The organism is Pseudomonas sp. B2M1-30 (assembly GCF_025447575.1).
GTDB classification, from domain to species: domain Bacteria; phylum Pseudomonadota; class Gammaproteobacteria; order Pseudomonadales; family Pseudomonadaceae; genus Aquipseudomonas; species Aquipseudomonas botevensis.
On record NZ_JAOEJT010000007.1, the window covers coordinates 161,173 to 179,152 of the forward strand.

A 17,980-nucleotide genomic window follows, 5' to 3' on the forward strand; every position below is an offset into this window, starting at 1 on the left:
TATAATCGGGCCACTTAGTTTGTGGAGCCCGTTATGCCGAATCTACGTCTCGCCGACTTGACCGCCGAAATCGAAGCCAACGTGCGCCGTGCGTTGCTCGAAGACATCGGCAGCGGCGACATCACCGCGCAACTGATCCCGGCCGAACGCCTGGCCAAAGCCACCATCATCACCCGCGACCACGCCGTCATCAGTGGCACGGCCTGGGTCGATGCGGTGTTCCGTCAGCTCGATCCGCGCGTGGCCGTGCATTGGCAGGTACGCGACGGCGAGCGGGTCACGCCCAACCAGCCACTGTTTCACCTGGAAGGCCCGGCCCGTTCGCTGCTCACCGGTGAACGCAGCGCGCTGAACTTCCTGCAATTGCTGTCCGGCGTGGCGACCCGCGCGCAGTACCTGGCTGATTTCGTCGCCGAAACCCAAGTCAAACTGCTCGACACCCGCAAGACCCTGCCGGGGTTGCGTCTGGCGCAGAAGTACGCCGTGACCTGCGGCGGCTGCCACAACCACCGCATCGGCCTGTATGACGCCTTCCTGATCAAGGAAAACCATATCGCCGCCAGCGGCGGCATTGCCCAGGCGATTACCGCCGCGCACCGGATTGCCCCGGGCAAACCGGTGGAGATCGAAGTGGAAAACCTCGATGAGTTGAAGGAGGCCCTGGAGGCCGGCGCCGACATCATCATGCTCGACGAATTGAGCCTGGACGACATGCGCGAAGCCGTGCGCCTGAACGGCGGCCGGGCGAAACTGGAGGCCAGCGGCGGCATCAACGAAAGCACGCTGCTGCCGATCGCACAGACCGGGGTGGACTACATCTCGATCGGCGCGATGACCAAAGATGTGAAAGCGGTGGATCTGTCGATGCGCCTGAGCCTCTGAATCCGGCAGGCAATAAAAAACGCCAGCCCGGTCGGGGCTGGCGTTTTTGTTTCAGACCACCAGATTGTTCATCTCGCAGTAAGAATCCCAGTCGACGCCGAGCACCTCGGCGGCTTCCTTGTGCAGTTCCAGGCGCTTGGCCTCGAACTCCTCTGGCGTACTGGTGTACTTGAGCGTCAGCTCCCACGGCTGCAGACCCTGGGCTTCGGCTTCGTCTTCGAAGGCCCACTGGATCTGGTCTTGCTGATCATCGGGACTCAAGTCTTTGATCTCGTCCATCAACTCCGTGGCGTCGAGCTTGTACTTCTCCAGCGCCTGTTCGTGTCTTTGCTCTTGGGTCAATTCTTTCACGGTCATGTCGTTCTCGCAGATCATGGGAATGGAAGATGGATCTGGATCTTCAAGGATCTCTCTGACGCGGTTAGTCCGGCCTTCAGAACCATTCGGGATCATCTGAAAACTGCTGGGCGATGCTCATGCAGGCCTCGAATATAGGTGGTTTGGATGACGAATGACACGGGACTTTACATCTCTCGCACAAAAAGCTGACCACGGGAACATAAATCCGGATTCCGAGTCATAGCGATGTGCCATATCGGCACTCCCTTCGCTGTTCACAAGGAACCCCAGTGATGCGCAGCCTTTCGAAGATTTCTTCTGTTGTGTCCACTACCGCAATGACCGCCCTGCTCGGCGTGCTGGCCCTGCCGGGAAGCGCCATGGCACTCGAGCTCAGCAACAGCAGCCCGTCCTACGGAGACAAGATTCCCGCCCTCCACGATGACTATGGCAACAAGGTGATCATCAGGACCAATATCGGCGTCGATGACCTGGAAAAGATGCGTGCCACCGTCAATGAGCATTCTCAGCAGCTCGAAGACCTCAAGCGCGGCAGCAGTTCCAGCTCAAGCTCCAGCAGCCGGGAAATCGACGAGTTGAAGAACAAGGTCAAGGAACAGGATCGCGAACTCGATACGCTCGGGCGTCAGGTCGAAGACCTCAAGCGCAACAGCGGATCAAGCTCCAGCTCCAACAGCAGCGAGATTTCCAGTCTGAAGCAGAAGATCAACGATCAGGATCGGGCGATGGATCAACTCAAACGCACGGTCGAGGACCTGAGTCGCAAGGTGAAGTAAGGGGGGAGATTGGTGCCCGAGACAGGAATCGAACCTGCGACCTTCGCGTTACGAGTGCGCTGCTCTACCGGCTGAGCTACACGGGCGGTGGGCTAAACCTAGCACCGGTCTTGAAGTCCGGCAACTGCGCAGGATGTCTCGATATTTCGCAGGCAAAAAAATGCCCCGCCGTTTTCACGGCGGGGCATTTTCATTGCGCTGAAGCGTCGGGGTGATTAAACGCCCGAAGCCTTGGCCGCAGCCACGTCTTTGATGGACAGCTTGATACGGCCGCGGTTGTCCACGTCCAGTACCAGCACTTCCACTTCCTGGCCTTCTTTCAGGATGTCGGTCACTTTCTCTACGCGAGCGTCGCTCAGCATCGAGATGTGAACCAGACCGTCCTTGCCCGGCAGGATGTTGACGAATGCGCCGAAGTCGACGATGCGCTCAACCTTGCCGACGTAGATCTTGCCGATCTCGGCTTCGGCGGTGATGCCCAGAACGCGCTGACGTGCAGCTTCAGCCGCTTCCTTGGTTTCGCCGAAGATCTTGATCGAACCGTCGTCTTCGATGTCGATCGAAGCCTTGGTTTCTTCGCAGATCGCACGGATGGTCGCGCCACCTTTACCGATAACGTCACGGATCTTGTCGGTGTCGATCTTCATCGCGATCATGGTCGGAGCGTTGGCCGACAGCTCGGTACGCGACTGGCCAATGATCTGGTTCATCTGGCCGAGGATGTTCAGGCGCGCTTCCAGGGCTTGGCCCAGAGCGATTTCCATGATTTCTTCGGTGATGCCCTTGATCTTGATGTCCATCTGCAGCGCGGTCACACCTTTGGCGGTACCGGCTACTTTGAAGTCCATGTCGCCCAGGTGGTCTTCGTCGCCCAGGATGTCGGTCAGGACAGCGAATTTCTCGCCTTCTTTAACCAGACCCATGGCGATACCGGCAACCGGTGCCTTCATCGGCACACCAGCGTCCATCAGGGCCAGGGAAGCGCCGCAAACGGAAGCCATCGAGCTCGAACCGTTGGACTCGGTGATTTCCGAAACCACGCGGATGGTGTACGGGAACACGTCAGCGGCTGGCAGCATGGCCGAAACCGAACGGCGGGCCAGACGGCCGTGACCGATTTCGCGACGACCGGCGCCACCCATGCGACCACACTCGCCCACCGAGAACGGAGGGAAGTTGTAGTGCAGCATGAACGGGTCTTTTTTCTCGCCTTCCAGGGTGTCCAGCAGTTGTGCGTCACGGGCAGTACCCAGCGTCGCGACGACCAGAGCCTGGGTTTCGCCACGGGTGAACAGTGCCGAACCGTGGGTCTTCGGCAGAACGCCGACTTCGATGTTCAGCGGACGTACGGTGCGAGTGTCGCGGCCGTCGATACGTGGCTTGCCGTTTACGATGTTTTCGCGAACGGTGCGGTATTCGATTTCGCCGAAAGCGGCTTTGACTTCGCTGGACGAAGGCTGACCTTCTTCACCGGACAGCTTGGCAACGACCTGGTCACGCAGCTCGCCCAGACGCGCGTAGCGGTCGGCCTTGATGGTGATGGTGTAGGCCTGGGAGATTGCGTCGCCGAACTCGGCACGGATCGCACCCAGCAGTTCGGTGGCTTCTGGAGCCGGAGCCCAGGTCCAGGTTGGCTTGGCAGCTTCAGCGGCCAGTTCTTTAACGGCGTTGATCACCACCTGGAACTCGTCGTGAGCAAACAGTACCGCGCCCAGCATCTGGTCTTCGGTCAGCTCTTTGGCTTCCGATTCAACCATCAGCACGGCGTCCGAAGTACCGGCAACGACCATGTCCAGGCTCGAGGCAGCCTGCTGCTCGTAAGTCGGGTTCAGCAGGTAGCCGGTGCTTTCGTGGAAAGCAACGCGGGCGGCGCCGATCGGGCCGTCGAACGGGATGCCCGAGATAGCCAGGGCAGCCGAAGTACCGATCATCGCAGCGATGTCCGGATCGGTCTTCTTGCTGGTGGAAACGACGGTGCAGACAACCTGCACTTCGTTCATGAAGCCTTCAGGGAACAGTGGACGGATCGGACGGTCGATCAGTCGGGAAGTCAGGGTTTCTTTCTCGGAAGGACGGCCTTCGCGCTTGAAGAAACCGCCAGGGATCTTACCGGCAGCGTAAGTCTTTTCCTGGTAGTGAACGGACAGAGGGAAAAAGCCTTTGCCTGGATCGGCTTGCTTGGCACCGACGACGGTCACCAATACGCTGACGTCGTCGTCAACGGTGACCAGCACTGCGCCGGAGGCCTGACGGGCAATACGGCCAGTCTCGAGGGTAACGGTCGATTGACCGAACTGGAATTTCTTGATTACCGGGTTCACGGTGTCCTACCTTCTTTGTGGCTCTTGGGGGAACTGGTTTCTTGCGAAATTCTTGGGCAATGTCGGGAATCGGCCCGATGCGGATTGTCCGGGGTGTTCGAGTAAATCAGGTGTCGCAGATAAAACTAGAGGCTGGGAGCCTGCCGGACGCCGGCGGAAAACCGCTGACGTCTGACAGACCACCAACCTCATAGCGCAATCGCTGATTAGCGACGCAGACCCAGGCGGCCGATCAGAGCGCTGTAACGGCTCAGATCTTTGCCTTTCAGGTAGTCCAGCAGCTTACGGCGCTGGTTAACCATGCGGATCAGACCACGACGGGAGTGGTGATCTTTACCGTTGGCCTTGAAGTGACCTTGCAGTTTGTTGATGTTGGCGGTCAGCAGTGCAACTTGCACTTCTGGCGAACCAGTGTCACCAACAGCTTGCTGGTAGTCAGCAACGATTTGAGCTTTTTCTTGAACGTCGAGAGCCATGAGGCAATCCTTTTATCAGGAAACTGTTTCAAAAACAGTTTCAACAGGCCAGGGACAAATCCCTGTATCTATAAATGAGAAGTGACCGTGCCTGTTGACAGCCACCCTCGCCAGCCTGCTGTTACACAGACCGGTTTCGGTCATTCCGACCGAATCAGTCGACGCGGCGCGATGCGCCCGTCTTCGCTCACTTCACCGATACCGATGAAGCGACCATTGTGATCCTGTACCCGCACCATGCCGAACTTCGGAGCATCCGGGGCACGTACCGGCTGGCCGTTGAGCCAGTAGAACGCGCTCGCTTCCGAGAAGTGCAGCAGTGGCCAATCCTGCAGGCCGCTGTCCGATGGCATCAGGAAGCGGTCGACCGCTTCGTTGCCGCCTTCGGCATGTGCCGCTTCCAGCTCTTCGAGCGTGACGGTCTGCGCCAGGGTGAAAGGCCCGGCCTGGGTACGGCGCAATTCAGCGACGTACGCACCACAACCGAGTTGCTCACCGATATCCTCCACCAGAGTGCGGATATAGGTGCCTTTGCTGCAATCCACCGCAAGTCGCGCAGTATCGCCTTCGAAGGCCAGTAATTCCAAGCGCGCAATAGTAACAGAACGCGCTTCACGCTCCACTACTTCGCCTGCACGAGCCAGCTTGTACAGCGGCTGGCCATCACGCTTGAGCGCCGAGTACATCGGCGGTATCTGGCTGATTTGCCCGCGAAATTTCGGCAATGCCGCTTCGACATCGGCGCGACCAACGGTCACCGGACGCTCCTGCAAAACCTCGCCCTCGGCGTCCGCCGTGGTAGTGGTTTTGCCCAGTTGCGCCAGGGTTTCATAACCCTTGTCGGAATCGAGCAGGTACTGCGAGAACTTGGTCGCCTCGCCGAAGCACAGCGGCAGCACGCCGGTGGCCAGCGGATCGAGGCTGCCGGTATGACCGGCCTTCTCGGCATTGAGCAGCCAGCGAACCTTCTGCAACGCGGCGTTGGAGGTGAACCCCAGCGGCTTGTCGAGCAGGATGATACCGCTGACGTTACGACGGATACGTTTGACCTGAGCCACCGAATTACTCCTTGGTGTCTTCAGGTTCGGCCGCATCCACGTGCTGGCTGTCTTCAGCCACGGCACGCTCGATCAGCGCCGACAAGTGCGCACCACGGGCGACGCTTTCGTCGTAGTGGAAGTGCAACTGCGGCACACTGCGCAGCTTCATTTCACGACCCAGTTGCATGCGCAGGAAACCGGCGGCAGCGTTGAGCACCTTGATGCTTTGTGCGATGTCGGCGGCGCCTTCCTGCCCCATCACGGTGATGAAAATCTTCGCGTGACCCACGTCACGGCTGACATCCACAGCGGTAATGGTGACCAGGCCGACACGCGGGTCTTTGACTTCACGACGGATCAGCTGGGCCAGCTCACGCTGCATCTGATCGCCGATACGTTGGGTACGGCTGTATTCTTTTGCCATGATTTTGTTACCTGTTACTGCCCTGCGGTGAAACCCGCAAGGTCTGAAAGCGGCAAACGCCCGGCCTGACAAATGCCAGACCGGGCGTTGCGTTTAGAGTCCGCGTGATGGACTGCGCAGCTCACTGCGCCAGGCCATCACAGCTCTTGAAGTGCGCGAGTCAGAGGCTGCGAGCAACCTGAACCTTCTCGAAGACTTCGATCTTGTCGCCGACCTTGACGTCGTTGTAGCTCTTCACGCCGATACCGCATTCCATGCCGGCACGTACTTCGGAAGCGTCATCCTTGAAGCGGCGCAGGGATTCCAGCTCGCCTTCGAAGATAACGATGTCTTCACGCAGTACACGGATCGGACGGTTACGGTGAACGACACCTTCGATCACCATGCAACCGGCGATCGCGCCGAACTTCGGCGAACGGAACACGTCACGCACTTCGGCCACACCCAGGATGTTCTCGCGAACATCGCTGCCGAGCATGCCGGTGAGGGCTTTCTTGACGTCTTCGATGATGTCGTAGATCACGTTGTAGTAACGCATATCCAGACCTTCCTGCTCGACGATCTTCCGTGCGCCAGCATCGGCACGCACGTTGAAGCCGAACAGTACAGCGTTGGAAGCCAGTGCCAGGTTGGCGTCGGATTCGGTGATACCACCGACACCGCCACCGACCACGCGCACTTGCACTTCGTCGTTGCCCAGGCCGTTCAGAGCGCCCTGCAAGGCTTCCAGCGAACCACGGACGTCGGACTTGAGGACGATGTTGAGCGTCTTCTTCTCTTCCTGGCCCATGCTTTCGAAGATGTTTTCCAGCTTGCCGGCGTGAGCGCGAGCCAGTTTGACTTCGCGGAACTTGCCTTGACGGAACAGAGCCACTTCACGGGCTTTCTTCTCGTCGGCAACCACGCTCATCTCGTCGCCAGCGTCCGGCGTACCGTCCAGGCCGAGGATCTCGACCGGAATGGCCGGACCTGCTTCCTTGATCGGCTTGCCGTTCTCGTCGAGCATGGCACGCACACGGCCATAGTTCGAGCCGACCAGCACCATGTCGCCTTGACGCAGAGTACCGTCCTGAACCAGCACGGTCGCCACCGGGCCACGGCCCTTGTCGAGACGCGATTCAACCACGACACCACGGCCAGGAGCCGAAGGAGTGGCGGTCAGTTCGAGAACCTCGGCTTGCAACAGAACGGCTTCGAGCAGTTCGTCAACGCCAGTACCCATCTTCGCGGAAACCGGAACGAATGGCGTGTCGCCACCCCAATCTTCGGAGGTCACACCGTGAACCGACAGTTCGCTACGGATGCGATCGAGGTCGGCACCCGGCTTGTCGATCTTGTTCACCGCAACCACCAGCGGAACGCCAGCAGCCTGGGCGTGCTGAACGGCTTCGATGGTTTGTGGCATCACGCCGTCGTCCGCCGCAACCACCAGAATCACGATGTCGGTCGCCTTGGCACCACGGGCACGCATTGCGGTAAACGCGGCGTGACCCGGGGTGTCGAGGAAGGTGACCATGCCGCGTTCGGTTTCAACGTGGTACGCACCGATGTGCTGGGTGATACCGCCGGCTTCGCCCGCAGCAACCTTGGCACGACGGATGTAGTCGAGCAGCGAGGTCTTACCGTGGTCAACGTGGCCCATTACGGTCACGACTGGCGCACGAGGAACCGCTTCACCTTCGAACTTCAGGGACTCTGCCAGGGAATCTTCCAGGGCGGTGTCACTGATCAGGGTCACTTTGTGGCCCAGTTCTTCAGCAACCAGTTGGGCAGTTTCCTGATCCAGTACCTGGTTGATGGTGGCTGGAGTACCCAGCTTGAACATGAACTTGATGATTTCGGCAGCTTTGACCGACATCTGCTGGGCGAGATCGCCAACAGTGATGGTTTCGCCGATCTTCACTTCACGCACGACAGGGCCGGTCGGGCTCTGGAAACCGTGGGCGTTGCGTTTCTTCAGCTTGGACTTGCCGCGACCACCACGACGGAAGCCATCGCTTTCTTCGTCGGTAGTACGTGGCGCCGCACGTGGAGTCGGCGCTTTTTCCTTGACCGAGGCGCGATGCGGAGCATTTTTGCGCTCGCCATCACCACCACCGCGACGGCTGTTTTCATCAGCACGTGGCTTGTCCGGACGGCGTTGCTCGTCACGCTTGCGAGTGTCGGCAGCTGGCGCGGCAGCCTCGACCGGCGCAGCTTCGCGCACAGGTTCGGCCACAGCAGCAGGAGCAGGAGCAGGAGCAGCGGCAACCGGCTCGGCGGCAGCGACTGGCGCAGCAACAGGCTGGCGACGCGCTTCTTCTTCGGCGCGATGCTTGGCTTCTTCTTCAGCCTTCTGGCGGGCAGCATTTTCTACTGCACGACGCTCGTCCAGTTCACGCTTGCGCTCGGCTTCGATTTCTTCCGGGCTGCGCTGTACGAAAACTTTCTTCTTGCGAACTTCAACGCTGATGCTTTTGCTGCCAGCCACACGCAGGGTGCTGGTGGTTTTACGCTGCAGCGTGATCTTGCGTGGTTCTTCCACTTTCGCCTTGTGGCTGCTTTTCAAGTGAGTCAGCAGGGATTGCTTTTCACTGTCAGTCACATTTTCTTCGGCGGCGGTGTGCGGCAGACCTGCCTCACGCATCTGCTGCAACAGGCGCTCTACCGGTGTTTTGACCTCATCGGCCAGTTGTTTCACCGTGACTTGCGTCATGCACTTCTCTCCTCAGGCCGCGCCTAATTACTCGAACCAGTGGGCTCGGGCGGCCATGATCAACTTGCCGGCACGATCATCGTCAATGCCGTCGATGTCGAGCAGGTCGTCAATAGACTGCTCGGCCAGGTCTTCGCGGGTAATTACGCCGCGCACCGCCAGTTCCATCGCCAAATCCTTGTCCATACCCTCAAGCGAGAGCAGGTCTTCGGCCGGATGGGCGTCTGCCAGCTTTTCCTCAGTAGCGATGGCTTTGGTCAACAAGCGATCCTTGGCACGAGCACGAAGCTCGTTGACGATATCTTCGTCAAAGCCGTCGATGTTGAGCATTTCTTCCAACGGTACGTAGGCAATCTCTTCCAGGCTGGTGAAGCCTTCATCTACCAGCACCTGCGCCAGTTCTTCGTCGACTTCCAGCTCGTCGATGAAATTGCGCAGGATGTCGCCGGTTTCAGCTTGCTGCTTGGCCTGGATGTCCGATTCAGTCATCACGTTCAGGGTCCAGCCAGTCAGCTGGCTCGCCAGACGCACGTTCTGACCACCACGACCGATGGCCTGAGCCAGATTGTCTGCGCCGACGGCGATGTCCATGGCATGGGCATCTTCATCAACGATGATGGCCGCCACTTCTGCCGGCGACATGGCATTGATCACGAACTGTGCCGGGTTGTCGTCCCACAGGACGATGTCGACACGCTCGCCACCCAACTCGCCCGACACGGCCTGGACGCGCGAACCGCGCATACCGATGCACGCGCCCTGCGGGTCGATGCGTTTGTCCTTGGAGCGGACGGCGATCTTGGCACGCGAACCCGGATCACGGGATGCGGCCATGACTTCGATCAGGCCTTCGGCGATTTCCGGCACTTCGATGCGGAACAGCTCGATCAGCATTTCCGGCGCGGTACGCGACAGGATCAACTGCGGACCACGGTTCTCGGTGCGGATTTCCTTGAGCAGCGCACGCAGACGCACGCCAACACGGAAGGTTTCGCGGGAGATGATGTCTTCACGGGCCAGCAACGCTTCGGCGTTGTTGCCCAGGTCGACGATCACGTTGTCGCGGGTTACCTTTTTCACGGTGCCGGAGATGATTTCCCCCAGGCGCTCGCGATAAGCGTCAACCACTTGGGCGCGCTCGGCTTCGCGCACTTTCTGCACGATGACCTGCTTGGCGGTCTGCGCAGCGATGCGGCCGAACTCGATGGATTCGATCTTCTCTTCGACGACGTCGCCAACCTTGGCACCAGGATGCGTTTCGGCAACCTTGCTAGGCCAGGTTTCGATCGCTGGATCGTCGAGATCATTCTCTTCGACGACTGTCCAGCGACGGAAGGTTTCATAGGAACCGGTGTGGCGGTTGATTTCCACACGCAGGTCAACTTCGTCCTCGAAACGCTTTTTGGTAGCAGTGGCCAGAGCCAGCTCCAGCGCTTCAAAAATCACGCCTGCCGGTACACCCTTTTCATTGGATACCGACTCAACAACCAGCAGTACTTCTTTGCTCATCGTACGCCTCGCCTTTCGCAAGCCATTGGATCCGCGGGATCCGCGTCTCAGTCAAAACTGGGAATAATGTTGGCCTTGTCGATCATATCGATCGGCAACAGGAACTCATGGTCATCTACCTGCACCACGACATCCTGCTCTTCTACACCACGCAGAAGGCCCTGAAAGTTGCGTCGACCTTCGAAAGGCGAGCGCAGCTTGATCTTCACTTGTTCACCGGCATGCGAAGCAAACTGTTCCAAGGTGAACAGTGGGCGATCCATGCCAGGAGAGGACACCTCAAGGGTGTATTCAGAACTGATCGGGTCTTCGACATCGAGAACCGCGCTGGCCTGATGGCTGACCGCAGTGCAGTCTTCGATCAGGATGCCGCCCTCTTTATCGATATAGATTCGCAGAACCGAATGTTTGCCTTGAGAGATGAATTCGATCCCCCAGCATTGATAGCCAAGAGCCTCGACTACCGGGGCCAACAAGGCCTGCAGCTGTTCTAGCTTGCTCGACACCTGAACCCCCTCGTGCATGCTTTGCAAATAAAAAATGGGCAAAAAGCCCACGTGAGATCGCCATTGAAAATCGGCGTCATAAAGTATTCAGCTAACAAAAAGCCCCTGAAAAGGGGCTCCTTAAACTGGTTGCGGGGGCCGGATTTGAACCGACGACCTTCGGGTTATGAGCCCGACGAGCTACCAGACTGCTCCACCCCGCGACAAAGCTGGGGCGGAAGTATACGACCGATCCCTTAGAGGGTCAATGTAACCTTCCACCTGCAAGAAAGCCCGCAACAGCGGGCTCTCCTGACTAATTGGTACCGAGAAGGGGACTCGAACCCCTACACCCTATGGGCACAACCACCTCAAGGTTGCGTGTCTACCAATTCCACCACCTCGGCAAAACTACGTTGAAACTCTTCTTACTTCTGCTCTTGAGCTGGAGGTACGTCAGTCGCTGGAGTAGCCGACTTTTGCTCTTGAAGCACCGGGACATCATCAGAAGCCGGTTGTTGCTTTGGAACTTCCAACACTGCCGGGTTTGGCAGACCTGCTTGAGTCAGCTGATGAGCCTTCTCTTTAGCAAAGTAACCTAACCCCAAGCTGGTTATGAAGAAACCGGCGGCAAGTATAGCAGTAAACTTACTAAGAAAGGTAGAGGAACCTTGGCTTCCGAACACAGTATTTGAAGCACCTGCTCCGAAAGACGCGCCAGCATCCGCACCTTTACCCTGCTGCAGCAAAACCAGAGCAACTACGCCCAATGCACCCAGCAGATGAAAAACGACTACGACTGTTTCCAGCATTTTTTCAGTTTCCCGCGGCGCGACAGATCGCACCGAACTCATCTGCATTCAGGGAAGCTCCACCAATGAGCCCCCCATCGATATCCGGCATGCCGAACAGCTCGACCGCATTGGCCGCCTTCACGCTGCCGCCGTATAGAAGCCGCACACCTCGTGCCACTTCAGAATTCTCTGCCGCCAATTGCTCGCGAATGGCTTTATGCACATCCTGCGCCTGTTGCGGCGTTGCAGTCAGCCCGGTGCCAATGGCCCAGACCGGCTCGTAAGCGATCACCGCCTTGGCAAAGGCGCCGACACCCAGCTCCTCGATGATGCTACCCAGCTGACGCCCGACAACCTCAAGAGTTTTCCCGGCTTCACGCTGCTCAAGGGTTTCCCCTACACACAACACCGGAATCAAGCCACATGCCTGTGCCGCTGCGAACTTGCGATTCAGCATCCCGTCTCGCTCGCCCATTATCTGGCGGCGTTCGGAGTGCCCAACAAGCACCAGGGAACAACCTGCATCCACCAACTGACTCGGTGCAACTTCACCCGTCAACGCACCTTGCATCGATTCCACCGCAGAGTTCTGCGCGCCGACCGAAATCGACTTGCCTTTCAAGCCATCAATCACTTGATTGATATACAAGCAAGGCGGGAACACCGCGACATCAACACCGCTTGGCAAGGCCAGATGACGAAGGCCGTTGATCAGCTCAGCGACGCTGGCGCGGGTACCGTGCATCTTCCAGTTACCAGCTACCATAGGGCGACGCATGCTGTACCTCGTCGGTCAAAGTGGGCGCAGATGTTACCCAACACAATCATGGCTGGCAAGCCGAATCAGGCAGAAACTTCAGTTACCAGTTTTGCCAGCTCTTCGGCATAGCCGCGAACCTGGGTTTCATCCTCGCCTTCGACCATGACACGCACCAGAGGCTCTGTCCCGGACTTGCGCAAAAGCACACGACCACGACCCGCCATCGCCTGCGTCACACGAGCACTGGCTTCCTTGACAGCCGGATGCTCCAGCGGACTTTCACCCCCACCGAAACGCACGTTGATCAGCACCTGTGGGCACTTGCGCAGGGCCTGACGCGTTTGAGCCAGCCCTTCGTTGCGGGTTTTCAGCGCCATCAGAACCTGCAGCGCCGCAATGATCGCGTCGCCGGTCGTGGTGTGGTTGAAGCACACGACATGCCCCGAGTTTTCACCACCCACCAGCCAGTCTCGCTCCAACAACTCGGCAATCACATACCGATCGCCCACATTGGCGCGCACAAATGGAATGCCCAGATCCGCCAGCGCCAGCTCAAGCCCCAGATTGCTCATCAACGTACCGACGACACCGCCCTGCAGCTTGCCGCGCTCCTGCAGATCGCGTGCGATGATGAAGAGCAATTCGTCACCATCGACAATCGCCCCCGTGTGATCGACCATCAATACCCGATCACCGTCACCATCAAAGGCAATACCCAGATCGGCATCCTCGGCGAGCACAGCCGCCTGCAGAGGCCCCATATGCGTGGAGCCGCAGTTGTCGTTGATATTCAGGCCATTGGGCTGAGCCGACAGCACCACGACCTCGGCACCCAGCTCCCGGAACACGCTCGGCGCCACTTTATAGGTGGCGCCATGAGCACAGTCGATCACGATCTTCAGACCGGAAAAACTGGTTCCGGTCGGTACGCTGCTTTTGCAGAATTCAATGTAGCGGCCGGAAGCATCGTTGATTCGCGACACCTTGCCGATCTTGCTCGATTCGACCACCGTCATTGGAGTATCGAGCAACTCTTCGATCATCAACTCCACATCATCCGGGAGCTTGGTGCCCTTGCCGGAGAAAAACTTGATGCCGTTGTCGTCATGCGGATTGTGCGATGCACTGATCACGATACCGGCCTCGGCCTGGAACGTACGCGACAGATAGGCGATCGCCGGTGTCGGCATCGGGCCGAGCAACATTACGTCAGCCCCCGCCGATGTCAGACCAGCCTCCAGCGCCGATTCGAACATGTAGCCGGAAATCCGCGTGTCCTTGCCGACCAACACCTTGCAGGCACCCATCTTGCGAAAGGCCATGCCCGCCGCCCAGCCGAGCTTGAGCATGAAGTCAGGAGTAATCGGGTATTCACCGACACGACCACGAATGCCGTCAGTACCAAAGTATTTCTTGCTCATAAGCGCTCCATCATTCTTATTCGGCTGATTCCACGGCAGCGAGCATCCGCACGACGTCCACCGTTTCCGCCACATCATGGACGCGCAATATACGCGCACCCTTCACCGACGCCAGTGCAGCCAGTGCCAGACCACCATGCAGACGCTCACCCACGGGGCGATTCAACGCATGACCGATCATGCTTTTGCGTGACACGCCCACCAATAGCGGTCGACCCAGCGCATGCAGGGCTTCCATATGTTTGAACAAGCTTAGATTGTGCTGCAGGGTTTTGGCGAAGCCGAAGCCGGGATCAAGAATGATTCGCTCGGCCGCAATTCCAGCCGCCGCACACTGAACCATTCGCTCGGCCAGAAACTCACCCACTTCCCGAGTGACATCCTGATACTGCGGATCATCCTGCATGTCGCCTGGCTCGCCCAGCATATGCATCAGGCAAACCGGCAATCCTGTAGCCGCAGCAGCATCGAGCGCACCGTCCCGACGCAACGAACGAACATCGTTGATCAAGCCCGCGCCCAGCCGCGCAGTTTCGCGCATCACGGCAGGCGTGGACGTATCGACCGAGATAACCACGTCGAGTTCGCGATTGATCAGTTCGACGACAGGCGCGACACGCTCCAACTCTTCCAGCGGCGAAACCGCCCGAGCACCCGGCCGGGTCGACTCTCCGCCAACATCGATCAGCGTCGCACCGGCCACAACCATTGCTTCGGCGTGCCGCAAGGCCGCATCGAGCTGACTGTATCGGCCGCCATCGGAAAAGGAATCAGGAGTGACATTGAGAATGCCCATGACATGCGTCTGGGCCAAATCAAGAACCCGGTTGCCGCAAGGCAACCGGGTCAGGGACTGTACAGAAGTCATTTCAAACCTTAAACGTCAGCAGCCGGACCGCCGATCGGTGTTTCCGGGCGCTCATCCTGAACCACCGGAGGCGTACCAGTACCCGTACCACCCGACCAGTCACGCGGCTCGCGCGGAGTACGACCCGCCATGATGTCGTCAATCTGCTCGGCATCAATGGTTTCGTACTTCATCAGCGCATCAGCCATTGCGTCGAGCTTGTCACGATTGTCCGTGAGGATCTGCTTGGCGGTGCCGTAGCACTGATCGATGATGCTGCGCACTTCCGAGTCGATCAGCTTGGCTGTTTCGCCGGAGAAGCTGGCGTTTTGACCGCCACCGCCACGACCGAGGAATACTTCACCCTCTTCTTCGGCATACATCAGCGGACCGAGTTTTTCCGACAAGCCCCACTTGGTCACCATGTTCCGCGCAATCTGACTGGCGCGCATGATGTCGTTGGAGGCGCCGGTAGTCACGCCATCGAAGCCCAGGGTCATTTCTTCCGCGATACGGCCACCATACAGCGAGCAGATCTGACTGATCAGCGCACGCTTGGACAGGCTGTAACGATCTTCCTCCGGCAGGAACATGGTGACACCCAGCGCACGACCACGCGGAATGATCGAAACCTTGTAGACCGGATCATGCTCAGGAACGACACGCCCGACAATGGCGTGGCCAGCTTCGTGATAAGCGGTGTTCTGCTTCTCTTTTTCGGACATGACCATGGATTTGCGCTCGGCGCCCATCATGATCTTGTCCTTGGCCAGCTCGAATTCCTTCATTTCAACGATGCGCTTGCCTGCACGGGCTGCAAACAGCGAAGCCTCGTTGACAAGGTTGGCAAGGTCGGCACCGGAGAAACCCGGAGTACCCCGAGCGATAACGGCCGGAGCCACATCGTCGCCCATCGGCACCTTGCGCATGTGCACCTTGAGAATCTGCTCACGACCACGGATGTCCGGCAGACCAACCACGACCTGACGGTCGAAACGGCCCGGACGCAGCAGCGCCGGGTCGAGGACGTCTGGACGGTTGGTGGCTGCAATCACGATGATGCCGTCATTCATCTCGAAGCCGTCCATCTCTACCAGCAACTGGTTGAGGGTCTGCTCACGCTCGTCGTGACCACCGCCCATGCCGGCGCCACGATGGCGACCAACGGCGTCGATTTCGTCGATAAAGATGATGCATGGCGCGTGTTTTTTGGCCTGTTCGAACATGTCACGAACACGGCTGGCACCGACACCGACGAACATTTCGACGAAGTCGGAACCGGAAATGGTGAAGAAAGGAACCTTGGCTTCGCCGGCAATCGCTTTCGCCAGCAAGGTCTTACCGGTACCTGGAGGCCCCACCATCAGCACACCGCGAGGAATGCGGCCGCCGAGGCGCTGGAACTTGCCCGGATCACGGAGGAACTCGACCAGTTCGCCGACTTCTTCCTTGGCTTCATCGCAACCGGCAACGTCAGCCAGGGTGGTTTTCACCTGATCTTCGGAAAGCAGGCGCGCCTTGCTCTTGCCGAAGCTCATCGGGCCGCCCTTGCCGCCCGCGCCCCCCTGCATCTGGCGCATGAAGAACATGAACACGGCGATGATCACGAGGATCGGGAAGCTGGCCACCAGAAGCTGGGTCCAGATGCTTTGCTGCTCAGGCTGCTTGCCCTCGACGACAACGTGGTTGTCGACAAGATCGCCGATCAGCCCATTGTCCTGAATGGCCGGACGAATGGTCTTGAAGCTGTCGCCATCGTTGCGCTTGCCGGTAATCACATAGCCATCGACGGCCACGCGCTCGACCTTGCCATCCTTGACCTGCTGGATGAAGTCGGAATAGTTGAGGGTCTGCGGCTCGTTAGGGCTGGAGAAGTTGTTCATCACCGTCACCAGGACAGCCGCGATGATCAACCACAGGATCAGATTCTTTGCCATATCGTTCAATTAACTACCCTCTGAAGCAAGCTCCGCTACTGGCGCGCGCTTCGCATGATATTCACCGGCCTAACTTACTACATTACCTACAGCTCTGGCAGGCGCCGTCTGTAACCCTTTGTGAAACCTAGACTACACGATGTTCGTCCAGGTCAGGCGAAGTGTCCTATTGCAAAAAACTATAGAACACCCCTAAAGCCGCCGGCCCGAGGCCTGTCACTCGCCGCGATAGCCCCATGCCAGCAGGTATTGCTCGCGGGAGCTGTCGCGGGAAGAGTCGGGCTTGATCATCTGGACCTTGTCGAATTTCTGACGAGCGTCCTTCAGGTAAGCGTCGAACCCTTCGCCCTGGAAAATCTTGATCAGGAAATTGCCGCCCGGCTTGAGTATCCGGGCCGCCAGATCAAGGGCCAGCTCGCACAAAAACATGGCTTTTGGCATATCCACGGCAGGCGTACCACTCATATTGGGGGCCATATCGGAAATCACAAGGTCCACTTGCGAATTACCCACGGCCTCGAGGATCTGAGCGAGCACTTCATCCTGGGTAAAGTCACCCTGGATGAAGGTCACATCCGGAATGCTGTCCATTTCCAGGATGTCGGACGCAATCAGGCGCCCCTGACCACCGATCAACCGACTGGTGACCTGCGACCAGCCGCCCGGCGCGGCACCCAGATCGACTACGCTCATCCCCGGACGGATCAGCTTGTATTTCTCCTGGACTTCCAGAAGCTTGTAGCTCGCACGCGAGCGGTAACCATCCTTCTGCGCCTGCTTCACATAAGGATCGTTTACATGTCTTTTCAGCCAGCCAAGGCTTGTCTTGGAACGCGCCATTGGGCACCTCGATGATTAGGGTCGTGATTTATCGGGCGGATCCACGAGCCCTCGGGTAAAATGGCCGCCATTTTTACAGAATCCAGACGAAAGGGTCAGATTATGCCGCTCAATAACGAGCAGAAGAAACAATTCAAATCCATTGGTCACGACCTGAAACCGGTCCTGATCGTGGCAGGCAATGGCCTGACCGAAGGTGTTCTCGCCGAACTGGAACGCGCACTGGTCGATCATGAGCTGATCAAGGTGCAGGTCAAGCTCGAAGACCGCGACGATCGTCGCGCAGTCATGGAAGAGCTGGCCAAGGCCGGTCGGGCCGAGCAGGTGCAGACCATCGGCAAGATGGTGCTGCTGTACCGCAAGAACCCGCAGCCGAACAAGCAACTGTCCAACATCCACCGTTACAAATGACG

The 17,980-nt window shown here is 58.5% G+C and carries 17 protein-coding genes and 3 tRNA genes; 3 read left to right on the plus strand and 17 right to left on the minus strand.

What is annotated here, in order from left to right; translation table 11 throughout:
- Nucleotides 1-33 precede the first annotated feature (33 nt).
- Nucleotides 34-882, plus strand: coding sequence for a carboxylating nicotinate-nucleotide diphosphorylase (gene nadC, locus N8H74_RS16015; protein WP_217831030.1), 849 nt, complete (start codon nt 34-36; stop codon nt 880-882).
- Between the two features lie 51 nt (nt 883-933).
- Here nadC and N8H74_RS16020 read toward each other — a convergent pair whose 3' ends face one another.
- On the minus strand, nt 934-1,239 hold the full coding sequence (locus N8H74_RS16020; protein ID WP_262148724.1) for a DUF6388 family protein: 306 nt from the start codon (nt 1,237-1,239) through the stop codon (nt 934-936).
- Nucleotides 1,240-1,514: 275 nt separating this feature from the next.
- On the opposite strand from N8H74_RS16020, the gene N8H74_RS16025 reads away from it, so the two are divergent.
- Nucleotides 1,515-2,018, plus strand: coding sequence for a hypothetical protein (locus N8H74_RS16025; protein WP_217831032.1), 504 nt, complete (start codon nt 1,515-1,517; stop codon nt 2,016-2,018).
- A 10-nt stretch (nt 2,019-2,028) separates the two neighbouring features.
- Here N8H74_RS16025 and N8H74_RS16030 read toward each other — a convergent pair.
- From N8H74_RS16030 to rlmE, 16 genes are all read right to left on the minus strand, one after another.
- Nucleotides 2,029-2,104 (minus strand) — tRNA-Thr (locus N8H74_RS16030).
- A 129-nt stretch (nt 2,105-2,233) separates the two neighbouring features.
- On the minus strand, nt 2,234-4,339 hold the full coding sequence (gene pnp / locus N8H74_RS16035) for a polyribonucleotide nucleotidyltransferase (protein WP_217831035.1): 2,106 nt from the start codon (nt 4,337-4,339) through the stop codon (nt 2,234-2,236).
- A gap of 206 nt (nt 4,340-4,545) precedes the next feature.
- Nucleotides 4,546-4,815: a 30S ribosomal protein S15 gene (rpsO, locus tag N8H74_RS16040; protein ID WP_003221553.1), complete on the minus strand. Its 270-nt coding sequence runs from the start codon at nt 4,813-4,815 to the stop codon at nt 4,546-4,548.
- A gap of 140 nt (nt 4,816-4,955) precedes the next feature.
- Complete coding sequence (gene truB, locus N8H74_RS16045) at nt 4,956-5,873, minus strand: tRNA pseudouridine(55) synthase TruB (RefSeq protein ID WP_217831036.1); 918 nt, start codon at nt 5,871-5,873, stop codon at nt 4,956-4,958.
- Between the two features lie 4 nt (nt 5,874-5,877).
- Nucleotides 5,878-6,279, minus strand: coding sequence for a 30S ribosome-binding factor RbfA (gene rbfA, locus N8H74_RS16050; protein ID WP_262148726.1), 402 nt, complete (start codon nt 6,277-6,279; stop codon nt 5,878-5,880).
- A 160-nt stretch (nt 6,280-6,439) separates the two neighbouring features.
- Nucleotides 6,440-8,974, minus strand: a complete 2,535-nt coding sequence (gene infB / locus N8H74_RS16055; protein ID WP_262148728.1) for a translation initiation factor IF-2 — start codon at nt 8,972-8,974, stop codon at nt 6,440-6,442.
- A 27-nt stretch (nt 8,975-9,001) separates the two neighbouring features.
- Nucleotides 9,002-10,483, minus strand: a complete 1,482-nt coding sequence (gene nusA, locus N8H74_RS16060; RefSeq protein WP_217831039.1) for a transcription termination factor NusA — start codon at nt 10,481-10,483, stop codon at nt 9,002-9,004.
- Between the two features lie 47 nt (nt 10,484-10,530).
- Nucleotides 10,531-10,989 (minus strand): ribosome maturation factor RimP, encoded by a 459-nt coding sequence (rimP, locus tag N8H74_RS16065; RefSeq protein ID WP_217831119.1) that lies wholly within the window; start codon nt 10,987-10,989, stop codon nt 10,531-10,533.
- 126 nt (nt 10,990-11,115) lie between these two features.
- Nucleotides 11,116-11,192 (minus strand) — tRNA-Met (locus tag N8H74_RS16070).
- 97 nt (nt 11,193-11,289) lie between these two features.
- Nucleotides 11,290-11,375, minus strand: a tRNA-Leu gene (locus N8H74_RS16075).
- A 21-nt stretch (nt 11,376-11,396) separates the two neighbouring features.
- Nucleotides 11,397-11,780 (minus strand): preprotein translocase subunit SecG, encoded by a 384-nt coding sequence (gene secG / locus N8H74_RS16080; RefSeq protein ID WP_011332406.1) that lies wholly within the window; start codon nt 11,778-11,780, stop codon nt 11,397-11,399.
- 4 nt (nt 11,781-11,784) lie between these two features.
- Nucleotides 11,785-12,540: a triose-phosphate isomerase gene (gene tpiA / locus N8H74_RS16085; protein WP_217831040.1), complete on the minus strand. Its 756-nt coding sequence runs from the start codon at nt 12,538-12,540 to the stop codon at nt 11,785-11,787.
- A 65-nt stretch (nt 12,541-12,605) separates the two neighbouring features.
- Entirely contained in the window at nt 12,606-13,943 is a 1,338-nt protein-coding gene (gene glmM / locus N8H74_RS16090) for a phosphoglucosamine mutase (protein ID WP_217831041.1), read from the minus strand.
- A 16-nt stretch (nt 13,944-13,959) separates the two neighbouring features.
- Complete coding sequence (folP, locus tag N8H74_RS16095) at nt 13,960-14,811, minus strand: dihydropteroate synthase (protein ID WP_262148731.1); 852 nt, start codon at nt 14,809-14,811, stop codon at nt 13,960-13,962.
- 8 nt (nt 14,812-14,819) lie between these two features.
- Complete coding sequence (ftsH, locus tag N8H74_RS16100; RefSeq protein WP_217831043.1) at nt 14,820-16,727, minus strand: ATP-dependent zinc metalloprotease FtsH; 1,908 nt, start codon at nt 16,725-16,727, stop codon at nt 14,820-14,822.
- A 216-nt stretch (nt 16,728-16,943) separates the two neighbouring features.
- Nucleotides 16,944-17,567, minus strand: a complete 624-nt coding sequence (gene rlmE / locus N8H74_RS16105) for a 23S rRNA (uridine(2552)-2'-O)-methyltransferase RlmE (RefSeq protein WP_217831044.1) — start codon at nt 17,565-17,567, stop codon at nt 16,944-16,946.
- A 102-nt stretch (nt 17,568-17,669) separates the two neighbouring features.
- Here rlmE and yhbY point away from each other — a divergent pair, with 102 nt between their 5' ends.
- Nucleotides 17,670-17,978 (plus strand): ribosome assembly RNA-binding protein YhbY, encoded by a 309-nt coding sequence (gene yhbY / locus N8H74_RS16110; protein ID WP_217831045.1) that lies wholly within the window; start codon nt 17,670-17,672, stop codon nt 17,976-17,978.
- Nucleotides 17,979-17,980: the final 2 nt, after the last annotated feature.